The 18506-nt window shown below is 62.4% G+C and carries 18 protein-coding genes; 13 read left to right on the plus strand and 5 right to left on the minus strand.

The genetic code is table 11. The features are described 5' to 3' along the window. The first annotated feature begins 103 nt into the window (after nt 1–103). The 10 genes from HS968_RS19270 to HS968_RS19315 all read left to right on the plus strand — a co-directional run bounded on the left by HS968_RS19270 (nt 104) and on the right by HS968_RS19315 (nt 10905). Entirely contained in the window at nt 104–901 is a 798-nt protein-coding gene (locus HS968_RS19270; protein ID WP_119693210.1) for an SH3 domain-containing protein, read from the plus strand. A gap of 156 nt (nt 902–1057) precedes the next feature. Beyond that, a complete protein-coding gene (locus tag HS968_RS19275; protein ID WP_119693211.1) occupies nt 1058–2470 on the plus strand; it encodes a di-heme oxidoreductase family protein in 1413 nt (470 codons plus the stop codon). A 10-nt stretch (nt 2471–2480) separates the two neighbouring features. Next, on the plus strand, nt 2481–3542 hold the full coding sequence (locus HS968_RS19280) for an imelysin family protein (protein WP_179622305.1): 1062 nt from the start codon (nt 2481–2483) through the stop codon (nt 3540–3542). A 2-nt stretch (nt 3543–3544) separates the two neighbouring features. Then, complete coding sequence (locus HS968_RS19285; RefSeq protein WP_179622306.1) at nt 3545–4654, plus strand: DUF1513 domain-containing protein; 1110 nt, start codon at nt 3545–3547, stop codon at nt 4652–4654. A 437-nt stretch (nt 4655–5091) separates the two neighbouring features. Further along, nucleotides 5092–5916: an NAD-dependent epimerase/dehydratase family protein gene (locus HS968_RS19290; protein WP_119693214.1), complete on the plus strand. Its 825-nt coding sequence runs from the start codon at nt 5092–5094 to the stop codon at nt 5914–5916. Nucleotides 5917–5969: 53 nt separating this feature from the next. After that, nucleotides 5970–6845: an SMP-30/gluconolactonase/LRE family protein gene (locus HS968_RS19295; RefSeq protein WP_179622307.1), complete on the plus strand. Its 876-nt coding sequence runs from the start codon at nt 5970–5972 to the stop codon at nt 6843–6845. Between the two features lie 77 nt (nt 6846–6922). Continuing rightward, nucleotides 6923–7897 (plus strand): TRAP transporter substrate-binding protein, encoded by a 975-nt coding sequence (locus HS968_RS19300; protein WP_106736753.1) that lies wholly within the window; start codon nt 6923–6925, stop codon nt 7895–7897. 59 nt (nt 7898–7956) lie between these two features. After that, nucleotides 7957–8484: a TRAP transporter small permease gene (locus HS968_RS19305; protein ID WP_119693216.1), complete on the plus strand. Its 528-nt coding sequence runs from the start codon at nt 7957–7959 to the stop codon at nt 8482–8484. Then, nucleotides 8485–9765 carry a TRAP transporter large permease gene (locus tag HS968_RS19310; protein WP_182368225.1) on the plus strand — a complete coding sequence of 427 codons (1281 nt, stop codon included), beginning with the start codon at nt 8485–8487 and terminating at the stop codon, nt 9763–9765. Nucleotides 9766–9999: 234 nt separating this feature from the next. Next, entirely contained in the window at nt 10000–10905 is a 906-nt protein-coding gene (locus HS968_RS19315; protein WP_182368227.1) for an EamA family transporter, read from the plus strand. A gap of 90 nt (nt 10906–10995) precedes the next feature. Here the strand turns inward: HS968_RS19315 and HS968_RS19320 are convergent, their stop codons facing one another. Then, entirely contained in the window at nt 10996–11751 is a 756-nt protein-coding gene (locus HS968_RS19320; RefSeq protein ID WP_119693219.1) for a FadR/GntR family transcriptional regulator, read from the minus strand. Between the two features lie 100 nt (nt 11752–11851). Between HS968_RS19320 and HS968_RS19325 the strand changes: the two genes are divergently transcribed. Both HS968_RS19325 and HS968_RS19330 read left to right on the plus strand, forming a co-directional pair. Then, complete coding sequence (locus HS968_RS19325) at nt 11852–12727, plus strand: aldose 1-epimerase (RefSeq protein WP_182368229.1); 876 nt, start codon at nt 11852–11854, stop codon at nt 12725–12727. A 246-nt stretch (nt 12728–12973) separates the two neighbouring features. Beyond that, a complete protein-coding gene (locus tag HS968_RS19330) occupies nt 12974–13195 on the plus strand; it encodes a hypothetical protein (RefSeq protein ID WP_179622309.1) in 222 nt (73 codons plus the stop codon). 76 nt (nt 13196–13271) lie between these two features. On the opposite strand, the gene HS968_RS19335 is transcribed toward HS968_RS19330, so the two are convergent. Beyond that, the gene (locus tag HS968_RS19335) at nt 13272–14747 is read right to left on the minus strand and encodes a helicase HerA-like domain-containing protein (protein ID WP_182368231.1); all 1476 of its coding nucleotides are present in this window, start codon (nt 14745–14747) and stop codon (nt 13272–13274) included. 155 nt (nt 14748–14902) lie between these two features. On the opposite strand from HS968_RS19335, the gene HS968_RS19340 reads away from it, so the two are divergent. Further along, nucleotides 14903–16780, plus strand: a complete 1878-nt coding sequence (locus tag HS968_RS19340; RefSeq protein WP_182368233.1) for a methyl-accepting chemotaxis protein — start codon at nt 14903–14905, stop codon at nt 16778–16780. 84 nt (nt 16781–16864) lie between these two features. On the opposite strand, the gene HS968_RS19345 is transcribed toward HS968_RS19340, so the two are convergent. From HS968_RS19345 to purU, 3 genes are all read right to left on the minus strand, one after another. Further along, on the minus strand, nt 16865–17047 hold the full coding sequence (locus HS968_RS19345; RefSeq protein ID WP_119693223.1) for a hypothetical protein: 183 nt from the start codon (nt 17045–17047) through the stop codon (nt 16865–16867). 15 nt (nt 17048–17062) lie between these two features. Beyond that, nucleotides 17063–17491, minus strand: coding sequence for a CBS domain-containing protein (locus HS968_RS19350; protein ID WP_119693224.1), 429 nt, complete (start codon nt 17489–17491; stop codon nt 17063–17065). Between the two features lie 108 nt (nt 17492–17599). Continuing rightward, nucleotides 17600–18451 (minus strand): formyltetrahydrofolate deformylase, encoded by an 852-nt coding sequence (purU, locus tag HS968_RS19355; protein WP_182368235.1) that lies wholly within the window; start codon nt 18449–18451, stop codon nt 17600–17602. Nucleotides 18452–18506 lie beyond the last annotated feature (55 nt).

Consider the following 18506-nt stretch of genomic DNA (forward strand, 5'->3'; position numbering starts at 1 on the left):
CTTACCGCGACCACACGGCAAACTCCCACGCCCTTTCCCAACGCTTGGCCTGCCGATACGCTGTCGCGCCTAAACGCAACGGTTCCGTCTTGGCAGGAAGCACATGACTCGGCAAATCTTTATCGTCACCCTTGATCACAACAGCGAATTTCCCAACCCGATCACCTTCGCCGAGGGCGCGCCGCTTAGCGTCGGCGAGGCGTATCAGGGCGACGAAGGCTGGGATAACTGGTTCTTCTGCACCACGCCGGGCCAGGAAGGTGGCTGGGTACCCAGCCAGGTCATCGAACGACTCGATGAACAGCGCGCCCGCGCTCGCGAGGCCTATACCGCCCGCGAACTGGATGTCCGCGCCGGCGAGCGGCTGCTTGTCTCGCGCAGCCTCAATGGCTGGTACTGGTGCACGCGCGAAGGCACGGCGGAATCGGGCTGGGTGCCCCAGGCCAATCTCGTCCAACAGCCCGTCGAGGAAACCCACTCGACGGCCTGCGTGATCCAGGAAGAAGTCAGCGGCTGCGGCATCGCCGCCTCGGCCAATATTCTCGGCAAGACCTACGCCGAGATGAAAACGATCGCCAACGCCATGGGCATCCATGCCGAGGACGAATCGCTGTGGTCCGATACCCAATACGTCAGGCGCCTGCTGGCCACGGGAGGTGCGACTGCCGCAGCCGGCGAGACACCCTTCGAATCCTGGGAGAGCCTGCCGGATCTGGCGCTGCTGGCGATCAAGCACCACCAGGAAAACGGCCGCGACTTCTGGCATTGGGTGGTATGCGAACGCCTGGCGGGTCAGCTCCGCGTGCTGGATTCAGCCAGTTACCTGCCCTCGAACATCCGCACCGACTTCACCGCCATGCAACCCAAGTGGTTCATCGAAGTGAACAGGCCGACGGCCTGAGGCGAATGGGGCCAACCGACTGCGTCGGTGCGCGACGTTGACGCAGCCGACCCGCGACCTCTGGCCACGTGCAGATAACGCTAATCCATCTTATTTAAATTACGTTAGCCTGCTAATCTTGGCGCCCCGTTTCTTGCCCGCCTGGATAGTTCCTCGATGTCGCCGCTCCAGCGTTGCCTGCTGCCCTTTCTGGCCTTGTCCCTGATTGCCTGTGAACAGCAGCCTGAATTTACCGCGGCAGAGCCCGGCGAAGCCCTGTCAGCCGGTGCGGCCACGGTACGCAAGTTCGATCACAACGCCTTCTCCCAGCCTTCGGCCAACCTGGCGCCAAGCCGCCGCCTGGACTTCTCGGTCGGCAACAGCTTCTTCCGCAACCCCTGGGTCACCGCCCCCGCCACCACCACCGCACGCGACGGCCTGGGCCCGCTGTTCAACACCAATGCCTGCCAGAACTGCCACCTCAAGGATGGTCGCGGCCACCCACCAGGCCCGGACGCCGTCAGCGCCGCCTCGATGCTGGTACGCCTGTCGATACCCGCCAAAGCGGAGCATGCCGAGTTGCTGGTACGCCAGGGCGTGGTCGCCGAACCGACCTACGGCGCCCAGTTGCAGGACATGGCCAACCCAGGCGTGGCCCCCGAAGGCAAAGTGCGCGTGACCTACAGCAGCGTGCCGGTGCGCTTCGCCGACGGCACCGTGGTGGAGCTGCGCAAGCCGCAGCTGGTCATCAGCCAGCTCGGTTACGGCGACATGCACCCGGATACCCTGTTCTCGGTGCGCATCGCCCCACCGATGATCGGCCTCGGCCTGCTCGAAGCCATCGCCGAAGAGGACATCCTGGCCGGCGCCGATCCGGATGACGCCAATGGCGACGGCATCTCCGGTCGCCCCAATAGGGTCTGGGATCGCGCCCAGCAGCGCAGCGTGCTCGGCCGCTTCGGCTGGAAAGCCGGACAACCCAACCTCAACCAGCAGAACGCCGACGCCTTCGCCAACGACATGGGCCTGACCAGCTCGCTGATTCCCCATGACAACTGCACCGCCGCGCAGACCGACTGCCTGGCCGCGCCCAACGGCGGCGAACCGGAAGTGAGCGACAATATCCTCGCCAGCGTGCTGTTCTACAGTCGTAACCTCGGCGTGCCGGCACGGCGTAACGTCGACGCCCCAGAGGTGCTCAAGGGCAAGAGTCTGTTTCACCAGGCTGGCTGCCAGCAGTGTCATACACCAAGCTTCACCACCTCGGCTGACGCGGCAGAGCCGGAACTGGCCAACCAGTTGATCCGACCTTATACAGACCTGCTACTGCATGACATGGGCGAAGGGCTGGCCGATGGCCGCGAGGAGTTTCTCGCCAGCGGCCGTGAATGGCGCACGGCGCCGCTGTGGGGCATTGGCCTGACGGAAAAGGTCAACGGCCATACTCAGTTCCTCCATGACGGTCGCGCGCGCAACCTGCTGGAGGCGATTCTCTGGCACGGCGGCGAAGCCGAAGCGGCCAAGCAGCGCGTACTGCGTTTCGATGGCGATGAGCGAGCAGCGCTGCTCGCCTTCCTAAATTCTCTGTAAGGAGCCTGCGATGTTGCACAAAACCCTGATCGCTTCACTACTCGGCCTGGCCCTGGTCGGCTGTGGTCAGCAGGATCCCAAGGCCAAGGTCAGCGCCGCGTTGACCGAAGGCGTGATCCTTCCGGCTTACAACAGCTGGCAGGAGGCCGACCGCCAACTGGCCAGCAGCGCCGCCGCGTTCTGCGCCGGCAGCGCCGATCTGCCCGCCGCGCGCCAGGCCTTCCTTGGTGCCCAGAGTGCCTGGGCCGGTTTGCAGCCAGTGCTGCTCGGCCCGCTCGCCGAAGGCAACCGCGCCTGGCAGATCCAGTTCTGGCCGGACAAGAAGAACCTGGTGCAGCGCCAGGTCGAAGCCTTGCTCAACAGCAAGCCGCAGCTGAGTGCTGACGACCTGGCCAGCGCCAGCGTGGTGGTGCAAGGCCTGACCGCTTACGAATACCTGCTGTTCGACCCGAACCTGGATCTCAACCAGGCCGAGCAGAAGGCCCGCTACTGCCCGCTGCTGGAATCCATCGGCAAACACCAGCAGGCGCTCGCCGCCGATATCCTCGCTCAGTGGCAGGCCAAGGAAGGCACCGCGGCGCAGCTCAAAGCCTTCCCCAACGAGCGCTACGCCGACTCCAACGAAGCCATCGCCGAGCTGCTGCGCGTGCAGGTCAGCGCCCTGGATGGTCTGAAGAAGAAGCTCGGCGCGCCCATGGGCCGCCAGAGCAAGGGCATTCCCCAGCCTTACCAGGCCGAAGCCTGGCGCAGCGCGGCCAGCCTGGCCAACCTCGGCGCGGCGCTGGCCAATGCCGAACTGCTCTGGCATGGCACCAACCGTGACGGCATCCAGTCACTGCTGGACAAGGATCAGGCCGAGCTGGGTCAACGCATCGACGCGGCCTACCAGGACACCCGCCAGCGCCTGGCCGCACTGGATCGCCCGCTGGGCGAACTGCTCGCCGACGAAGCCGGCCGCACCAGCCTGAACGAGCTCTACGACAGCCTCAACCGCCTGCATCGCTTGCAGGAAAGCGAGCTGGCCAAGGCGCTCGGCGTGCAGATCGGCTTCAACGCCCACGACGGAGATTGAGCATGCAGCGCAGAGCCTTTCTCGGTCTCGGTCTCGGCGCCGTGGCCGCGAGCCTGGCAGCCGCCGGCGCCTTCGGTGGCTGGACGCTATTCGGCCCTTCCGGCCAGCCACTGCTGCTGTCGGCCCGCGACGACGCCGACGGCCGCCACTACGCCGTGGGCTATCGCCTGGATGGCGAGCGCGCCTTCGCCACCCCGGTGAACGAACGCTGCCACGACGTGGTACCGCATCTCAGCCTGCCGCTGGCGTTGTTCGTCGGCCGCCGCCCGAGCACCGAAAGCTACCTGATCGATACCCGCGACGGTCGCCTGCTACAGACCCTCACCTCAGCGGACGGACGCCACTTCAATGGCCACGCCGTGTTCCACAAGGACGGTGATTGGCTGTACGCCACCGAGAACGACACCACCGAGCCGGGCCGTGGCGTACTGGGTGTCTATCGCCTGCAAGGCGAACAGCTGCTGCGCGACAGCGAGCACGGCACCCACGGTGTCGGCCCGCACCAACTGCTGTGGATGCCTGACGGCGAAACCCTGGTGGTGGCAAACGGCGGCATCCGCACCGAAGCGGAAAGCCGCGTGGAGATGAACCTCGACGCCATGGACGCCAGCCTGGTGCTGATGCGCCGCGACGGCAGCCTGGTCAGCCAGGAGCGCCTAGCCGACCCGCAGAACAGCATCCGCCACCTGGCCGTCGCTCGCGATGGCACTGTGGTCAGCGGCCAGCAATACATGGGCGACCTGCATGACAGAGTGCCGCTGCTGGCGATCAAGCGCCCTGGCCAGCCGTTCCAGCCCTTCGCCCTGGGCGAGGCGCAGCGCGCGATGATGAATCAGTACACGGCCAGCGTCGCCATTCACGACGAGCTGCGCCTGCTGGCAATGACCGCCCCGCGCGGCAATCGCTTCTTCATCTGGGATCTGGACAGCGCCGAGGTTCGCCTGGACGTGGCCCTTCCTGACTGTGCCGGCGTCGGTGCGGTAGCCGATGGCTTCGTCGTCAGCTCCGGCCAGGGCCGTTGCCGCCTGTACGACTGCCGCAGCGAGCGCATCGCCGCCAAGGCGCTGGAGCTACCCGCCGGACTGTGGGACAACCACCTGCGCCTGGCCTGAACCGACAATCAAGCAGGGTTCGTCATGCGCACCCTGCAAGCACCGCAGTATTCCCGGTGCGCCCCGCACACCCTACCCTGCCCCGAACGGGCATTATCTCGGCCGCCATTCACATCGAGATACGTTGTCATACAACTTTAGTCAAAAAGCCGAACGCGCCGTTTTGCTCAAGCGCCGCTCGCAAAGCTCGCCGAGCCTCCGCCAAACACATGAAACCCGGCCAAGACAAGCGTCATAGAGCCGCTCAACGCCAGCATTTACATAAATAGCGAATACCCTATCGCTGCGCCACTGGCTATCGAAGCCCAGGCGAAAACTCGCAATTTTCCTTTTCCACTGCGTTGACATTGCCTGGTTGGCTGCTGATAATCGATCCAAGTCATACGACAACGTATGACAACCCAATAACAACAAGCGACAAGAGTCCAGGCCCTGCAATGACCTCTACTTCCAGCGACTTCCGCCCGTTCAATCGTCTGTTGCTCACCGGTGCTGCCGGCGGCCTGGGCAAGGTACTGCGCGAACGCCTCCGCCCTTACGCCAATATCCTGCGCCTTTCCGACATCGCCAACATGGCTCCAGCCGAAGGCCCGCACGAAGAAATCGTGCCCTGCGATCTGGCTGACAAACAGGCCGTGCATCAGTTGGTCGAAGGCGTCGACGCCATCATCCACTTCGGCGGCGTATCGGTAGAACGTCCCTTCGAAGAAATCGTCGGCCCCAACATCTGCGGCGTATTCCACATCTATGAAGCGGCCCGCCGCCACGGCGTCAAACGCGTGGTGTTCGCCAGCTCCAACCATGTCATCGGCTTCTACAAGCAGAACGAAGGCATCGACGCCCACGCCCTGCGCCGCCCCGACAGCTACTACGGTCTGTCCAAGTCCTACGGCGAAGACATGGCCAGCTTCTACTTCGATCGCTACGGCATCGAGACCGTCAGCATCCGCATCGGCTCCTCGTTCCCGGAGCCTGCCAACCGCCGGATGATGAGCACCTGGCTGAGCTTCGACGACCTCACGCACCTGATCGAGCGCTGCCTGTACGCCGACAACGTCGGCCACACCGTGGTCTATGGCATGTCCAACAACCGTGACGTCTGGTGGGACAACAGCCATGCCGCTCACCTGGGCTTCAAGCCCAAGGACAGCTCGGAAATCTTCCGCGCCAAGATCGAGGCACAGCCGCAGCCTGCCGAAGACGACCCGAATCGCATCTACCAAGGTGGTGCGTTCGTTGCCTCCGGCCCCTTCGGCGACTGATTCACCCGTTACACCCAGCGACGCTACAAGAATAACCAGAGCGACGAACTGCCATGTCAGCCGAACTGATCTTCGATACCCGCAACGCCACCGGCGAAAGCCCGGTATGGAACGCCCAGGAACAGGCTTTGTACTGGGCCGACATCCCGGCCGGTCGCCTCTATCGCTGGAACGCCGCCGATGCCAGCATACGCAGCTGGCAGGCAGACGAGATGCTCGCCTGCATCGCCATGCACCCGGCAGGTGGCTGGATCGCCGGCATGCAGAGCGGCATCTTCCACCTGCGCCCACAGGACGACGGCAGCGTACTGTCCGAGCGTCTGGCGCAGGTTGATCATGCCCGCCCGGAGATGCGCTTCAACGACGGTCGCTGCGACCGCCAGGGGCGCTTCTGGGCCGGCACCATGCTGCTGGACATGGCCGCAGGCGCCCGCGTCGGCGCGCTGTATCGCTACGACGGTCAGCTGCAACAGGTGCTCGATGACTTCATCGTGCCCAACGGCCTGGCCTTCAGCCCCGATGGCCGCACCATGTACCTCTCCGACTCGCACCCGACCGTGCAGAGCGTCTGGGCCTTCGACTACGACACCGATAGCGGCACGCCGCACAACCGTCGTCTGTTCATCGACATGAAGCAGCATCCGGGTCGCCCCGACGGCGCCGCGATGGATGTCGACGGCTGCTACTGGATCTGCGGCAACGACGAAGGCCTGATCCATCGCTTCACCCCGGATGGCCGCCTCGACCGTTCGCTGGCGGTTCCCGTGAAGAAACCCGCCATGTGCGCTTTCGGCGGAGCCAACCTCGACACCCTGTTCGTCACTTCGATCCGCCCTGGCGGCGACCTCTCCGACCAGCCTCTGGCGGGCGGCGTATTCGCCCTGCAAGCCGGCGTACGCGGTATCGAGGAGCCGACCTTCCAACCCTGATCCGATTCACCCCGGGCCGCTTGCGGCACCGGACTCGCACTGCTGTACACCAACAACAACAAGACGGAGCTTTCCGCATGAACCTCAAACGCAAGTTGCTTCTCGCCACACTTCCGCTAGCTCTCGGTCTGTCTTCCTTCGTTCAGGCCGAGACGACCCTGAAGATTGCCGAAATCCACCCTGCCGGCTACCCGACCGTAGTCGCCATGGAAAACCTCGGCAAGAAACTGGAAGCTGCCACCAACGGTGAAATCAAGTCCCGCATGTTCGCAGGCGGCGTACTGGGCTCCGAGAAGGAAGTCATCGAGCAAACCCAGATCGGCGCTGTGCAACTGACCCGCGTCAGCCTCGGTTCGGTCGGTTCGGTGGTTCCAGCCACCAACGTGTTCAACATGCCGTTCGTGTTCCGCGACATCGACCACATGCGCAAGGTGATCGACGGTGACATCGGCCAGGACATCCTCGACGCCATCACCAATTCCGACTTCAACATGGTCGGTCTGGCATGGATGGAAGCCGGCAGCCGCAGCCTCTACACCAAGAAGCCGGTACGCAAGATCGAAGACCTCAAGGGCATGAAGATCCGTGTGATCGGCAACCCGCTGTTCATCGACACTCTCAACGCCATGGGTGGCAACGGCATCGCCATGGACACCGGTGAGATCTTCAGCGCCCTGCAGAGCGGCGTGATCGACGGCGCCGAGAACAACTCGCCGACCCTGCTCGAGCACAACCACTTCCGCGCGGCCAAGTACTACACCCAGACGCATCACCTGATCCTGCCCGAGCCGCTGCTGATGTCCAAGACCACTTGGAACAAGCTGACGCCGGAACAACAGGAGCTGGTCAAGAAACTGGCCAAGGAAGCCCAGCTGGAAGAGCGTGATCTGTGGGTCGCCAAGGAAACCGCTTCCAACGAGAAGCTCAAGGCCGAAGGCGTCGAGTTCATCGAAGTCGACACCAAGCCCTTCTACGACGCCACCGCCCCGGTTCGTGAGAAGTACGGCGCCCAGTTCGCCGACCTGATCAAGCGCATCGAAGCAGTCCAGTAATCCACGCGCAAGCGCGCGGCGCCGGCACCCTGCCTGCGCCGCGCAACCGGTGAAGTCTCATGAAAAACCTGGTTCTAGGCGTCAACGACGCCATCTACCGTGCCTGCATCGCAACCGCCAGCCTGGCGATCGTGATCATGGCCACGATCATCCCCTGGGGCGTCTTCAGCCGTTACGTGCTGGGTCAAGGACTGGGCTGGCCCGAGCCTATTTCAGTGCTATTGATGGTGCTGTTCACCTTCGTCGGAGCCGCTGCCGGCTACCGTGCAGGTGCCCACATGGCCGTGACCTCACTGACCGATCGCCTGCCACGAACCCTGGCACCGCTGATCACGCTGTTCGTACGCCTGGTCATGGGCGGCATCGCGCTGTTCATGCTGATCTGGGGCTACAAGCTGTGTGCAGCGACCTGGAACCAATACCTCAGCACCCTCCCCTCGGTACGTGTCGGCATCAGCTACATGCCAATCCCGGTGGGCGGTTTCATCACCCTCCTGTTCGTCATCGAACAACTGCTCTACGGCGATCAACACAAGCGCCGTGCCGTCGACTTCGAACACTCTGAAGATTCCAAGGAGGCCGCGTAAATGGATGCCGCCATTCTCGTGGGCAGTTTCATCGTCCTGATCCTGCTACGCGTCCCCGTTGCTTACTCCCTCGGTGTCTCCGCCCTGATCGGGGCCTGGTGGATCGAGATCCCGCTGCACGCCGTGATGATCCAGATCGCCGGTGGTGTGAACAAGTTCTCCCTGCTGGCCATTCCGTTCTTCGTGCTGGCCGGCGCGATCATGGCCGAGGGCGGCATGGCTCGCCGCCTGGTGGCTTTCGCCGGGGTGCTGGTCGGTTTCGTCCGCGGCGGTCTGTCGCTGGTGAACATCACCGCGTCGACCTTCTTCGGTGCCATCTCCGGCTCGTCCCTGGCCGACACCGCCTCGGTGGGGTCGGTGCTGATCCCGGAAATGGAGAAGAAAGGCTACCCGCGTGAATTCGCCACCGCCGTGACCGTTTCCGGTTCGGTACAGGCGCTGCTCACCCCGCCCAGCCACAACTCGGTGATCTACTCGCTGGCCGCTGGCGGTACCGTGTCCATCGCCGCGCTGTTCATGGCCGGTATCGGCCCTGGTCTGCTGATGAGCGCCACCATGGCCGCGCTGTGCCTGTGGTTCGCCAAGAAGCGCAACTACCCGAAAGGCGAAGTGATCCCGCTGCGCCAGGCCATCAAGATCTGCGTCGAAGCCCTGTGGGGCCTGATGACCATGGTCATCATCCTTGGCGGCATTCTCTCCGGCGTATTCACCGCCACCGAGTCGGCTGCCGTCGCGGTGATCTGGGCCTTCTTCGTGACCATGTTCATCTACCGCGACTACAAGTGGACTGAACTGCCGAAGATGCTGCACCGCACCGTGCGCACGCTGTCGATCGTGATGATCCTCATCGCCTTCGCTGCCGCGTTCGGCTACATCATGACCCTGATGCAGATCCCATCGAAGATCACCACCGCGTTCCTGACCTTCTCGGACAACCGCTACGTGATCCTGATGTGCGTCAACTTCATGCTGCTGGCCCTGGGCACGCTGATGGACATGGCTCCGCTGATCCTGATCCTGACTCCGATCCTGCTGCCGGTGGTCACCTCTTTCGGTGTAGACCCGGTACACTTCGGCATGATCATGCTGGTCAACCTGGGTATCGGCCTGATCACTCCGCCAGTGGGTGCAGTGCTCTTCGTCGGCGCCGCAATCGGCAAGGTCACCATCGAGAACACCGTGAAGGCACTGCTGCCGTTCTACGCCGCGCTGTTCATGGTGCTGATGGCCGTGACCTACATTCCAGCCATCTCGCTGTGGCTGCCGAGCGTCGTGCTCTGACAGCAAACCCGGGCATTGAACGACAACGCCGCCCAATCGGGCGGCGTTTTGCTTTAGGGCCGAGAGTCTTTTCAAAGTCTCGCGAGCTAGAGCCATGCAAGGCGAAACCAGGCGAAGAAGCGGAGTTTACGCACTGTAAATGAGCATTCTGAGCCTGGTTTCAACGCAGCATGGCCGACGCGCAGCAGACTTTGAATAGGCTCGAAGAAGGCCATGACCAATAGGACTTTCGTCATGCAAGGTTCCACCCCGTTTCCGCGTCACATCGCCGTCCTGATCCTCGCCACGCTGGCGTGCTCGTTCGCGGGCAACCACATCGCTGCGCGGATCGCCTTCGACCACGACACCGGGCTGCTGCTGGCCATGCTCGCGCGCGCCGGCGTGACCCTGGTCGCGCTGGCCGCCTTGGTACTGTGGCGACGTGAATCGCTGAAACTGGGTCGCGCCACCTGGGGCTGGCAGATCCTGCTGGGCCTGCTGATCGCCATCCAGAGCTTCTGCATCTACTCGGCGGTAGCGCGTATTCCGGTGGCGCTGGCGCTACTGGTGGTCAACCTTTCACCGATCCTGCTGGCTTTGCTCACCTGGGCGCTCGGCGGTGCGGCGCCAACCCGCCAGGCGCTGGCCATCATGGGCGTGATCCTGTTCGGCCTGGTGCTGGTGCTCGATGTTCCGGGTCGCCTGGCCAGCGCCGATACGCCGGATGGCGAGTGGGTCGCCGGCATCCTGTTCAGCCTGACAGCTGCCGCCGTGTTCGCCGTGGCGCTATGGATCACCGAAAATCGACTGTCGAAAATCGCCGGCTCGGTGCGCAGCATGCTGACCTTGGCCGTGGTGTTCAGCGCCTCGACCCTGCTGGGTAGCAGTGGCCTGATTCCGGGTGGTCTGAGCCTGCCCAACGCCAGCGCTGGCTGGATCGCACTGGCCTGCCTGGTGCTGCTCTACGGCGCCGCCTTCTCCACCCTGTTCATCTGCATGCCGCGCCTGAACATCGCGCGTAATGCGCCGGTGATGAACATGGAACCGGTAGCAGGCATGGTGCTGGGCTGGCTGGTGCTCGGCCAGGTGCTTGGCGGCCTGCAGGTGATCGGCGGGCTGATCGTGGTCGGCGGTATCGTCGCCCTGGCCTACCGGCGCTAGGGTGTCGCGGGGTCGCTACGCTGTGCGTGCGTGCGTGCGGGGAATAGCAGGCTGGTGCATATGACGCACCAGCCTGGCGTTACGCCAATCTTAGCCGTGCAGCGCCTCGGCCTCGGCGGTTTCATGCGCCTGACGCAAACGCTCGCGGCTGTTGGTCAGGTGCAGACGCATGGCCGCACGAGCCGCTTCGGCATCCTGGCGCGCGATGGCTTCGAAGATCTGCTCATGTTCACGCTCCAGGCGCGCCATGTAGTGCGTCTGGTCATCGTGGGCCAACCTGGCCGAATTGACCCGGGTACGCGGAATGATGCTGGTACCCAGGTGACTCATGATGTCCGTGAAGTAGCGGTTGCCGGTGGCCTCGGCAATGCGCAGGTGGAACTGGAAATCCGAGGACACCGCATCGCTGGAGCTGGCCGCGCTCTCGTTGATCGCGTCCAGTGCCTGACGGATCTCCTGCAACTGCGCGTCGCTGCGGCGTTGGGCCGCCAGACCGGCGGACTCCACTTCCAGGCTGATGCGCAGTTCGAGAATGGCCAGCACGTCACGCAGCGTGACGATGGTTGCCGGGTCGATGCGAAAACCACTGGCGCTGGGCGTATCGAGCACGAAGGTGCCGATGCCATGGCGGGTCTCGACCAGGCCCGCAGCCTGCAAACGCGACAGTGCTTCACGCACCACAGTGCGACTGACGCCCTGCTCTTCCATGATCGCCGACTCGGTCGGCAGTTTCTCACCGCGCTTGATCACCCCGTCGCGAATGCGCTGCGACAAGTCGGCCACCAACTCCTGAGCCAGGCTGCGGTGCTTGCGACGAGCGCGAGGTGGGGTGTTTTGCATTTCCATGGCGGGCGGATTCTCGATTCAAGAGTTTGCGGCAATGATAGCCCAGCAGTTGTACGATGACACTATGAATTCCCGACAAATACCACCTCTGGAACGCCAAATGCCAACTTCTTTGCTGACGCTGAGCGATCACGTGACACAACTGACCATCGCCCCCGAATTGGGCGCCAGCCTGGTCAACTGGACACGCCTGAACGACGGCTGGCCATTATTGCGCCACAGCGACGAACAGGCACTGGCCAGCGCCAACCCGCGGCGACTGGCATGCTATCCACTACTGCCCTGGTCGAACCGCATCGGCGGCGGCGGCTTCGATACCCCAGCCGGTTGGCAGCCACTGACAGCCAACACCGGCCATGAACCGTTGCCGATCCACGGCAGCGCCTGGCAGCAGCCCTGGCAGGTGGTGAACACGACGTCCGACAGCACCGTACTGCAACTCGACAGCCAACAGCCGTTTCCCTACCAGGCACGCCTGCACGTACAACTCAGTGACGGCCGTCTGAGCCTGACGTTACAAACCACGCACATGGGTGACCAACCCACCTGGTACGGACTCGGCCTGCACCCTTACCTGACACGCACTGCGCAGACTCAATTGCAGGCGACAGCCAAAGGTGTCTGGCTGTGTGGCGAAGACAAACTTTCCCAGCAATGGATCGAGTTGCCCAATACCTGGAACTTCGAACAGCCCACGCAACTACCCGAACAACTTGTCGACAATGCCTTTACCGCCTGGTCCGGTAACGCACGCATCATTCAGCCGGATGCTGGCTATCAACTTGTCTGCCAGGCAGAAGGCACTGACGTGTTTCTGTTGTTCTGCCCTCAGGAACAGAACTTCTTCTGCTTCGAACCCGTTACCCACCCGGTCAATGCGCATCACCTGGAAGGGCACCCAGGCCTGCACCTGCTGGCCGCTGGAGAAAGCCGCCAATTGCGATACAGCCTGCATTATCAGGCGATTGCGGGTTGATGGCTGGACATTCGAAAGGCATTGGCGATAATACGTGCGAGTTGCGTCTTGCAACTTTTCTCATGAAAAAGTTACCAATACATCAGTAACTGAACATAACGGGTGGCCGTGCCAAGCCTGCAACTTTGTAATGCACGCACCGCCCGATAAGTCATGAACCTCTCGATTATCCTACGGCCGCAACAGTGAGACGGAGCGTTTCACGCGTCGTATGGGCCGATCACCACACTTTTACAGGTAACACACGTGACGAAAGACGAACTGCGCGCCGAACTCGAGCGCCAGGCGCAACGTTACAAGGATGTATACGGCGGGGAAGTCATCACCTACGCCGCTCAACCGGATCCTGACCGCAAACCCTGGCGCAAGAGACCCAGCCTGCTCGATCAGGCTTTCGATAAAGAAATCGAAAAAATCGAAAAAGAACGCCAGGACAAGCTGGCAGCTGCCGACGAAGCCGCCAGCTAGCCACGCCCAACACAAACCAGCGCGTAGGGCGGAGCAACCCGTCATTGCCACTCAGGCGGGTTGCTCCGCCCTATTGCTAGCGTTTCTTGCTGCCCGTCAGCGATCCCATCAGCCCACGCACCAGTTGCCGACCGATCTGGTTAGCAGCCTGACGCAACGCGCTCTTCATCGCACTGCCGATCAGGTCGCTGGCCATCTCGCCCAGTCCCGGTTCCGCCTTCTGCTTGCCTGGCACCTTCACCGGAGCCTCGTTGCGCGCTTGTGCAGCACGTGCGGTGAGCAGCTCATAGGCCGACTCGCGGTCGATGGGCTTGTCATAACGCCCAGCCAGGGAAGACTGACGCACCAGCGCCGCGCGCTCACTCTCGCTCAATGGACCGATGCGTGATTGCGGCGGAGCAATGGCCACGCGTTGCACCATCGCGGGCGTTCCCTTTTCTTCGAGCGTGCCGACCAGCGCCTCGCCAATCCCCAACTCGGTCAGCACACTGAGACTGTTGAACGCCGGGTTGGGACGGAAACCATCGGCCACGGCGCGTAGCGCCTTCTGCTCTTTGGCGGTGAACGCACGCAGACCATGCTGAATACGCAAGCCGAGTTGCGCCAGCACGTCATCTGGCAAGTCGCTCGGCGATTGAGTGACGAAATACACCCCGACGCCTTTCGAACGAATCAGCCTCACCACCTGCTCGAGACGATCCTGCAGGGCCTTCGGCGTGCCCTGGAACAATAAGTGGGCCTCATCGAAGAACAGTGCCAGCACCGGTTTGTCGGCATCGCCGCGCTCCGGCAACTGCTCGAACAGTTCGGCCAGCAACCACAGCAGGAAGGTGGCGTAGACCTTGGGCGCTTCATGTACGAGGCGAGTGGCATCGAGGAGATGAACCCGCCCACGGCCATCGCGATCCGGATGCAGCAGATCCTCGAGTTGCAACGCCGGCTCGCCGAACAACGCCTCGGCGCCCTGCTGCTCCAGACTGGCCAGACGTCGCAGCAAGGCTTGCGCCGAGGTATTGGTGAACAGCGCACTGTCCTCGCCGAGCACCTGCGGGCTGTCCTTGAGATAGCCGAGTAGCGCTTTCAGATCCTTCAGGTCGAGCAGCAACAACCCTTCTCGATCCGCCACCTTGAATGCGGCATAGAGCGCAGCCTGCTGGCTGTCGGTCAACTCCAGCAAGGCGCCGAGCAGCAGTGGGCCCATTTCGCTGAGGGTGGTGCGTAACGGATGACCGCTCTGCCCGTGTACATCCCACAGGGTCAACGGATAGGCCTGCGGTCGGTGCTCCAGCCAGGGCATGCTGGCGATGCGCTCGGCGATCTTGCCTTGCGGCGTACCGGCGGCGCCCAGGCCACAAAGATCACCCTTAACGTCAGCAGCGAATACCGCTACACCAGCATCACTGAACGTCTCGATCAGACGCTGCAGCGTCACTGTCTTGCCTGTGCCAGTGGCGCCGGCAATGAGGCCATGGCGGTTGGCCAGCCGCAACGGCTGCCCCACCGGTTGTCCATCGCTACCAGCGCCCAATATGAACTGCGAACTTAAAGGCATCTTGCCATCCCCTGGGTTAGAGCTTTACTGCAACTATGCCGACACAGGCATCGGATCAAAGGCGAGCGGAGCTCACCGTAACAACCACGCCACTGCCGTTCTGCCAGGGCGTAAAACACAAGACTGGTTCCAGAGCCCTCCGGAAGCAAGACACCATGACTAAAAACCTGCAGTTCAGCCACAAGATCCTGCTCGCCGCTTCGCTTGTGGTAATGGTCGCCTTCTCCCTGTTCACCCTTTACAACGATTATCTGCAACGCAACGCCATCCGCGAGGACCTGGAAAGCTACCTGCAGGAAATGGGTAACGTCACCGCCAGCAACATTCAGAACTGGCTGTCCGGCCGTATTCTGCTGGTAGAAAGCACCGCCCAGTCGATCGTCAACGACAGTGATTCGGAGCGGGTGATCAAACTGCTCGAACAACGTGCGCTGACCTCGTCCTTCGCCTTCACCTACCTGGGCACGGCGGCTGGCGGTTTCACCATGCGCCCGGACGAGCAAATGCCCGCCGACTACGACCCGCGCACCCGCCCCTGGTACAAGGACGCCCTGGCGGCTGGCGGCACCACCCTGACCGAACCCTACGTCGACGCCGCGACCAGCGATCTGATCATCACTATCGCCACCCCAGCGCAACCTGCAGGCGTAGTGGGCGGCGATCTCAGCTTGCAGACCCTGGTGAACATCATCAACGCCCTGGACTTCGATGGCATCGGTTACGCCTTCCTGGTCAGCGCTGACGGCAAGATCCTGGTACACCCGGACAAAAACTGGGTAATGAAGAACCTCAAGGACATCTATCCGCAGGACACGCCGCGCATCAGCAGCCAGTTCAGCGAGGCAACACTCGATGGAGAGCCTCGCATCCTCACCTTCGCACCGGTCACCGGGCTGCCGTCGGTGCAATGGTATGTCGGCTTATCGGTGGACAAGGCCAAGGCCTATTCCATGCTCAGCGAATTTCGCGCCTCGGCCATCATCGCCACGGTCATCGCCGTGGTCTTGATCATCGCCCTACTCGGCCTGCTGATTCGCGTGCTGATGCAGCCGCTGACCACCATGGGCAAGGCGATGGAAGACATCGCTCAGGGCGAAGGCGACCTGACCAAGCGCCTGACCATCCAGTCCAACGACGAGTTCGGCGCCCTGGCCAGCTCGTTCAACCGCTTCGTCGAACGTATCCACGGCTCGATTCGCGAAGTGTCGCAGGCCACCACCAAGGTCAACGAGGTGGCCAAGCTGGTAGTCGGCGCCTCGAACTCGTCGATGGCCAACTCCGACGAACAGGCTAGCCGCACCAACAGCGTGGCGGCGGCGATCAATCAGCTGGGCGCCGCCGCCCAGGAGATCGCCCGCAACGCCGCCGACGCCTCGAGCCAGGCATCCGACGCGCGCCATCAGGCCGAAGACGGCGGCAGGGTGGTACAGCAGGCGATCCAGTCGATGAGCGAGCTGTCGGACAAGATCAGTGACGCCTGCACCAAGATCGAGATGCTCAACAGCAAGACGGTGGACATCGGCCAGATTCTCGAGGTGATCAAGAGCATTTCCCAACAGACCAACCTGCTTGCACTCAATGCCGCCATCGAAGCGGCCCGTGCTGGCGAGGCCGGTCGCGGTTTCGCCGTGGTGGCCGACGAGGTGCGCAACCTGGCACATCGCACGCAGGAGTCGGCGCAGGAAATCGAGAAGATGATCGAGGAACTGCAGGTCGGTTCACGCGAGTCGGTCACCACCATGACCGAGAGCCAGCGCTACAGCGAGAACAGCGTGGAGATCGCCAATCAGGCCGGCGAACGCCTGGGCAGCGTGACCCTGCGTATCGGCGAGATCGATGGCATGAACCAGTCCGTGGCCACTGCCACCGAGGAGCAGACCTCGGTGATCGAAGCTCTGAACATGGACATCACCGAGATCAACACCCTCAACCAGGAAGGCGTGGAAAACCTGCAAGCCACCTTGCGCGCCTGTGGCGACCTGGAACAACAGGCGATACGCCTGAAGCACCTGGTCGACAGTTTCCGCATCTGAGGCAGGGTACGTGGAGGCACCTATATCGGAGTCATCAAAATGAATCAGGGGCGCCTGGAGCGCCCCTGATTCATGCTGCGACCATCATTCAGAACCCTCTGCGGGCTCTTCGCCCTGCGTCTCCTGCAACGTGCGCCACAGTTCGGCAGCATCGGGAAACTCGGTGCCATCTTCACTGCTCAGCGCCTCGGGATCGTAGCGCCGAACGCAACCTTCACCGAGGGTGGGCGGCGCCTTGGAGGTCGCCCGATCCAGTGGATCACTCATCGCACCACCTGCCTGTCAGCTGGCTTCCTGAGTCTTGTTGTTTTCATGCTGGGCGAATGCCTTGACCGCCCGCAGAACATCACTGCGGCTGATCTGACCAATCAGGCGATTACCTTCGACGACCGGCATGCGCCGACGACGACCACGCAGGAAACGCTCGGACACTTCGATGATGTCGGCCTCCGGGGAAACCGTCTCCACCACCTTGGTCATGTAGGTGCCGACATTGCCCCCGATGGCCTCGTAATAGGCACCCGAGAGAATGCCACGCAGGCAATCACCCTCCGACAGCAGACCAATCAGCTCGCCCTGATCATCCACCACTGGCGCACCCGAGATACGGTGCTCCAGCAGGCGGTGAATAGCGGTGAACAGATCGGTCTCCGCCCGAAAAGTCACCAGATGGCGAGTCATGTAGTCCCGAACCTTGATCGAATTGAGCATGAACAACCTCCTAGTAGACACCTCTGAAACCAACGGCCTGGTTATCGCTTGCGCGTTCAGAGGCGCCTGTTGTGGTACTGCCTACCGGAGCGCTGGTGCCTGGCGAACTCAGTCGAACACGACCGTCTTGTTGTCATGCACCAGAACCCGGTCTTCCAAGTGATAGCGTAGCCCACGTGCGAGCACCATTTTTTCCACGTCTTTGCCAAGACGCACCATTTCCTCGATATCGTCGCGATGGGTCACGCGTACAACGTCCTGTTCGATGATCGGGCCGGCATCCAGCTCTTCGGTAACGTAATGCGAAGTGGCCCCGATCAACTTGACGCCGCGCAATGAAGCCTGGTGATAAGGCTTGGCTCCGACGAAGGACGGCAGGAAGCTGTGGTGGATGTTGATCACCCGCTGCGCGTACTCGCTGCACAGCGCAGGCGGCAGAATCTGCATGTAGCGCGCCAGCACGATGACGTCGGCCCCATGTTCCTTGACCAGGCGTTCTACCTCGGCGAAGGCCGGTACCTTGTCCTGCGGATTGACCGGCACATGGAAATAGGGAATGCCATGCCATTCGACCATGCTGCGCAGGTCGTCATGGTTGGAAATCACGCAGGGAATATCGCAATCGAGCTCATCGCTGTGCCAGCGGTGCAGCAGATCGGCCAGGCAGTGCGATTCACGGCTGGCCATCAGCACGACGCGCTTTTTCTCCGCCGAATCGGTGATGCGCCACTCCATGGAAAATTCGCGCGCGATGGGCGCGAAAGCCTGTTTGAAACCATCAAGCTCGAACGGCAGCGAGTCGGCACGGATTTCATGACGCATGAAGAACCAGCCACTTTGCGTATCGGAATGATGGCTCGCCTCGGTGATCCAGCCGTTGTAAGTCGCCAGGAAACTACTGACCTTGGCCACGATACCAACGCGATCCGGGCAGGCGATGACCAATCTGAACGTGCGCATATACAAAACCCCAATGACGGCGCAAAAGTCGCTCATTCTAACGACAAGCCCGGAA

The organism is Pseudomonas berkeleyensis, from assembly GCF_014109765.1.
Lineage (GTDB): Bacteria > Pseudomonadota > Gammaproteobacteria > Pseudomonadales > Pseudomonadaceae > Aquipseudomonas > Aquipseudomonas berkeleyensis.

What these genes read in the sequence shown, in the direction of transcription:
- HS968_RS19270 (WP_119693210.1), top strand. Translation starts at nt 104, where the DNA reads ATGACTCGGCAAATCTTTATCGTCACCCTTGATCACAACAGCGAATTT.
- HS968_RS19275 (WP_119693211.1), top strand. Translation starts at nt 1,058, where the DNA reads ATGTCGCCGCTCCAGCGTTGCCTGCTGCCCTTTCTGGCCTTGTCCCTG.
- HS968_RS19280 (WP_179622305.1), top strand. Translation starts at nt 2,481, where the DNA reads ATGTTGCACAAAACCCTGATCGCTTCACTACTCGGCCTGGCCCTGGTC.
- HS968_RS19285 (WP_179622306.1), top strand. Translation starts at nt 3,545, where the DNA reads ATGCAGCGCAGAGCCTTTCTCGGTCTCGGTCTCGGCGCCGTGGCCGCG.
- HS968_RS19290 (WP_119693214.1), top strand. Translation starts at nt 5,092, where the DNA reads ATGACCTCTACTTCCAGCGACTTCCGCCCGTTCAATCGTCTGTTGCTC.
- HS968_RS19295 (WP_179622307.1), top strand. Translation starts at nt 5,970, where the DNA reads ATGTCAGCCGAACTGATCTTCGATACCCGCAACGCCACCGGCGAAAGC.
- HS968_RS19300 (WP_106736753.1), top strand. Translation starts at nt 6,923, where the DNA reads ATGAACCTCAAACGCAAGTTGCTTCTCGCCACACTTCCGCTAGCTCTC.
- HS968_RS19305 (WP_119693216.1), top strand. Translation starts at nt 7,957, where the DNA reads ATGAAAAACCTGGTTCTAGGCGTCAACGACGCCATCTACCGTGCCTGC.
- HS968_RS19310 (WP_182368225.1), top strand. Translation starts at nt 8,485, where the DNA reads ATGGATGCCGCCATTCTCGTGGGCAGTTTCATCGTCCTGATCCTGCTA.
- HS968_RS19315 (WP_182368227.1), top strand. Translation starts at nt 10,000, where the DNA reads ATGCAAGGTTCCACCCCGTTTCCGCGTCACATCGCCGTCCTGATCCTC.
- HS968_RS19320 (WP_119693219.1), bottom strand. Translation starts at nt 11,751, where the DNA reads ATGGAAATGCAAAACACCCCACCTCGCGCTCGTCGCAAGCACCGCAGC.
- HS968_RS19325 (WP_182368229.1), top strand. Translation starts at nt 11,852, where the DNA reads ATGCCAACTTCTTTGCTGACGCTGAGCGATCACGTGACACAACTGACC.
- HS968_RS19335 (WP_182368231.1), bottom strand. Translation starts at nt 14,747, where the DNA reads ATGCCTTTAAGTTCGCAGTTCATATTGGGCGCTGGTAGCGATGGACAA.
- HS968_RS19340 (WP_182368233.1), top strand. Translation starts at nt 14,903, where the DNA reads ATGACTAAAAACCTGCAGTTCAGCCACAAGATCCTGCTCGCCGCTTCG.
- HS968_RS19345 (WP_119693223.1), bottom strand. Translation starts at nt 17,047, where the DNA reads ATGAGTGATCCACTGGATCGGGCGACCTCCAAGGCGCCGCCCACCCTC.
- HS968_RS19350 (WP_119693224.1), bottom strand. Translation starts at nt 17,491, where the DNA reads ATGCTCAATTCGATCAAGGTTCGGGACTACATGACTCGCCATCTGGTG.
- purU (WP_182368235.1), bottom strand. Translation starts at nt 18,451, where the DNA reads ATGCGCACGTTCAGATTGGTCATCGCCTGCCCGGATCGCGTTGGTATC.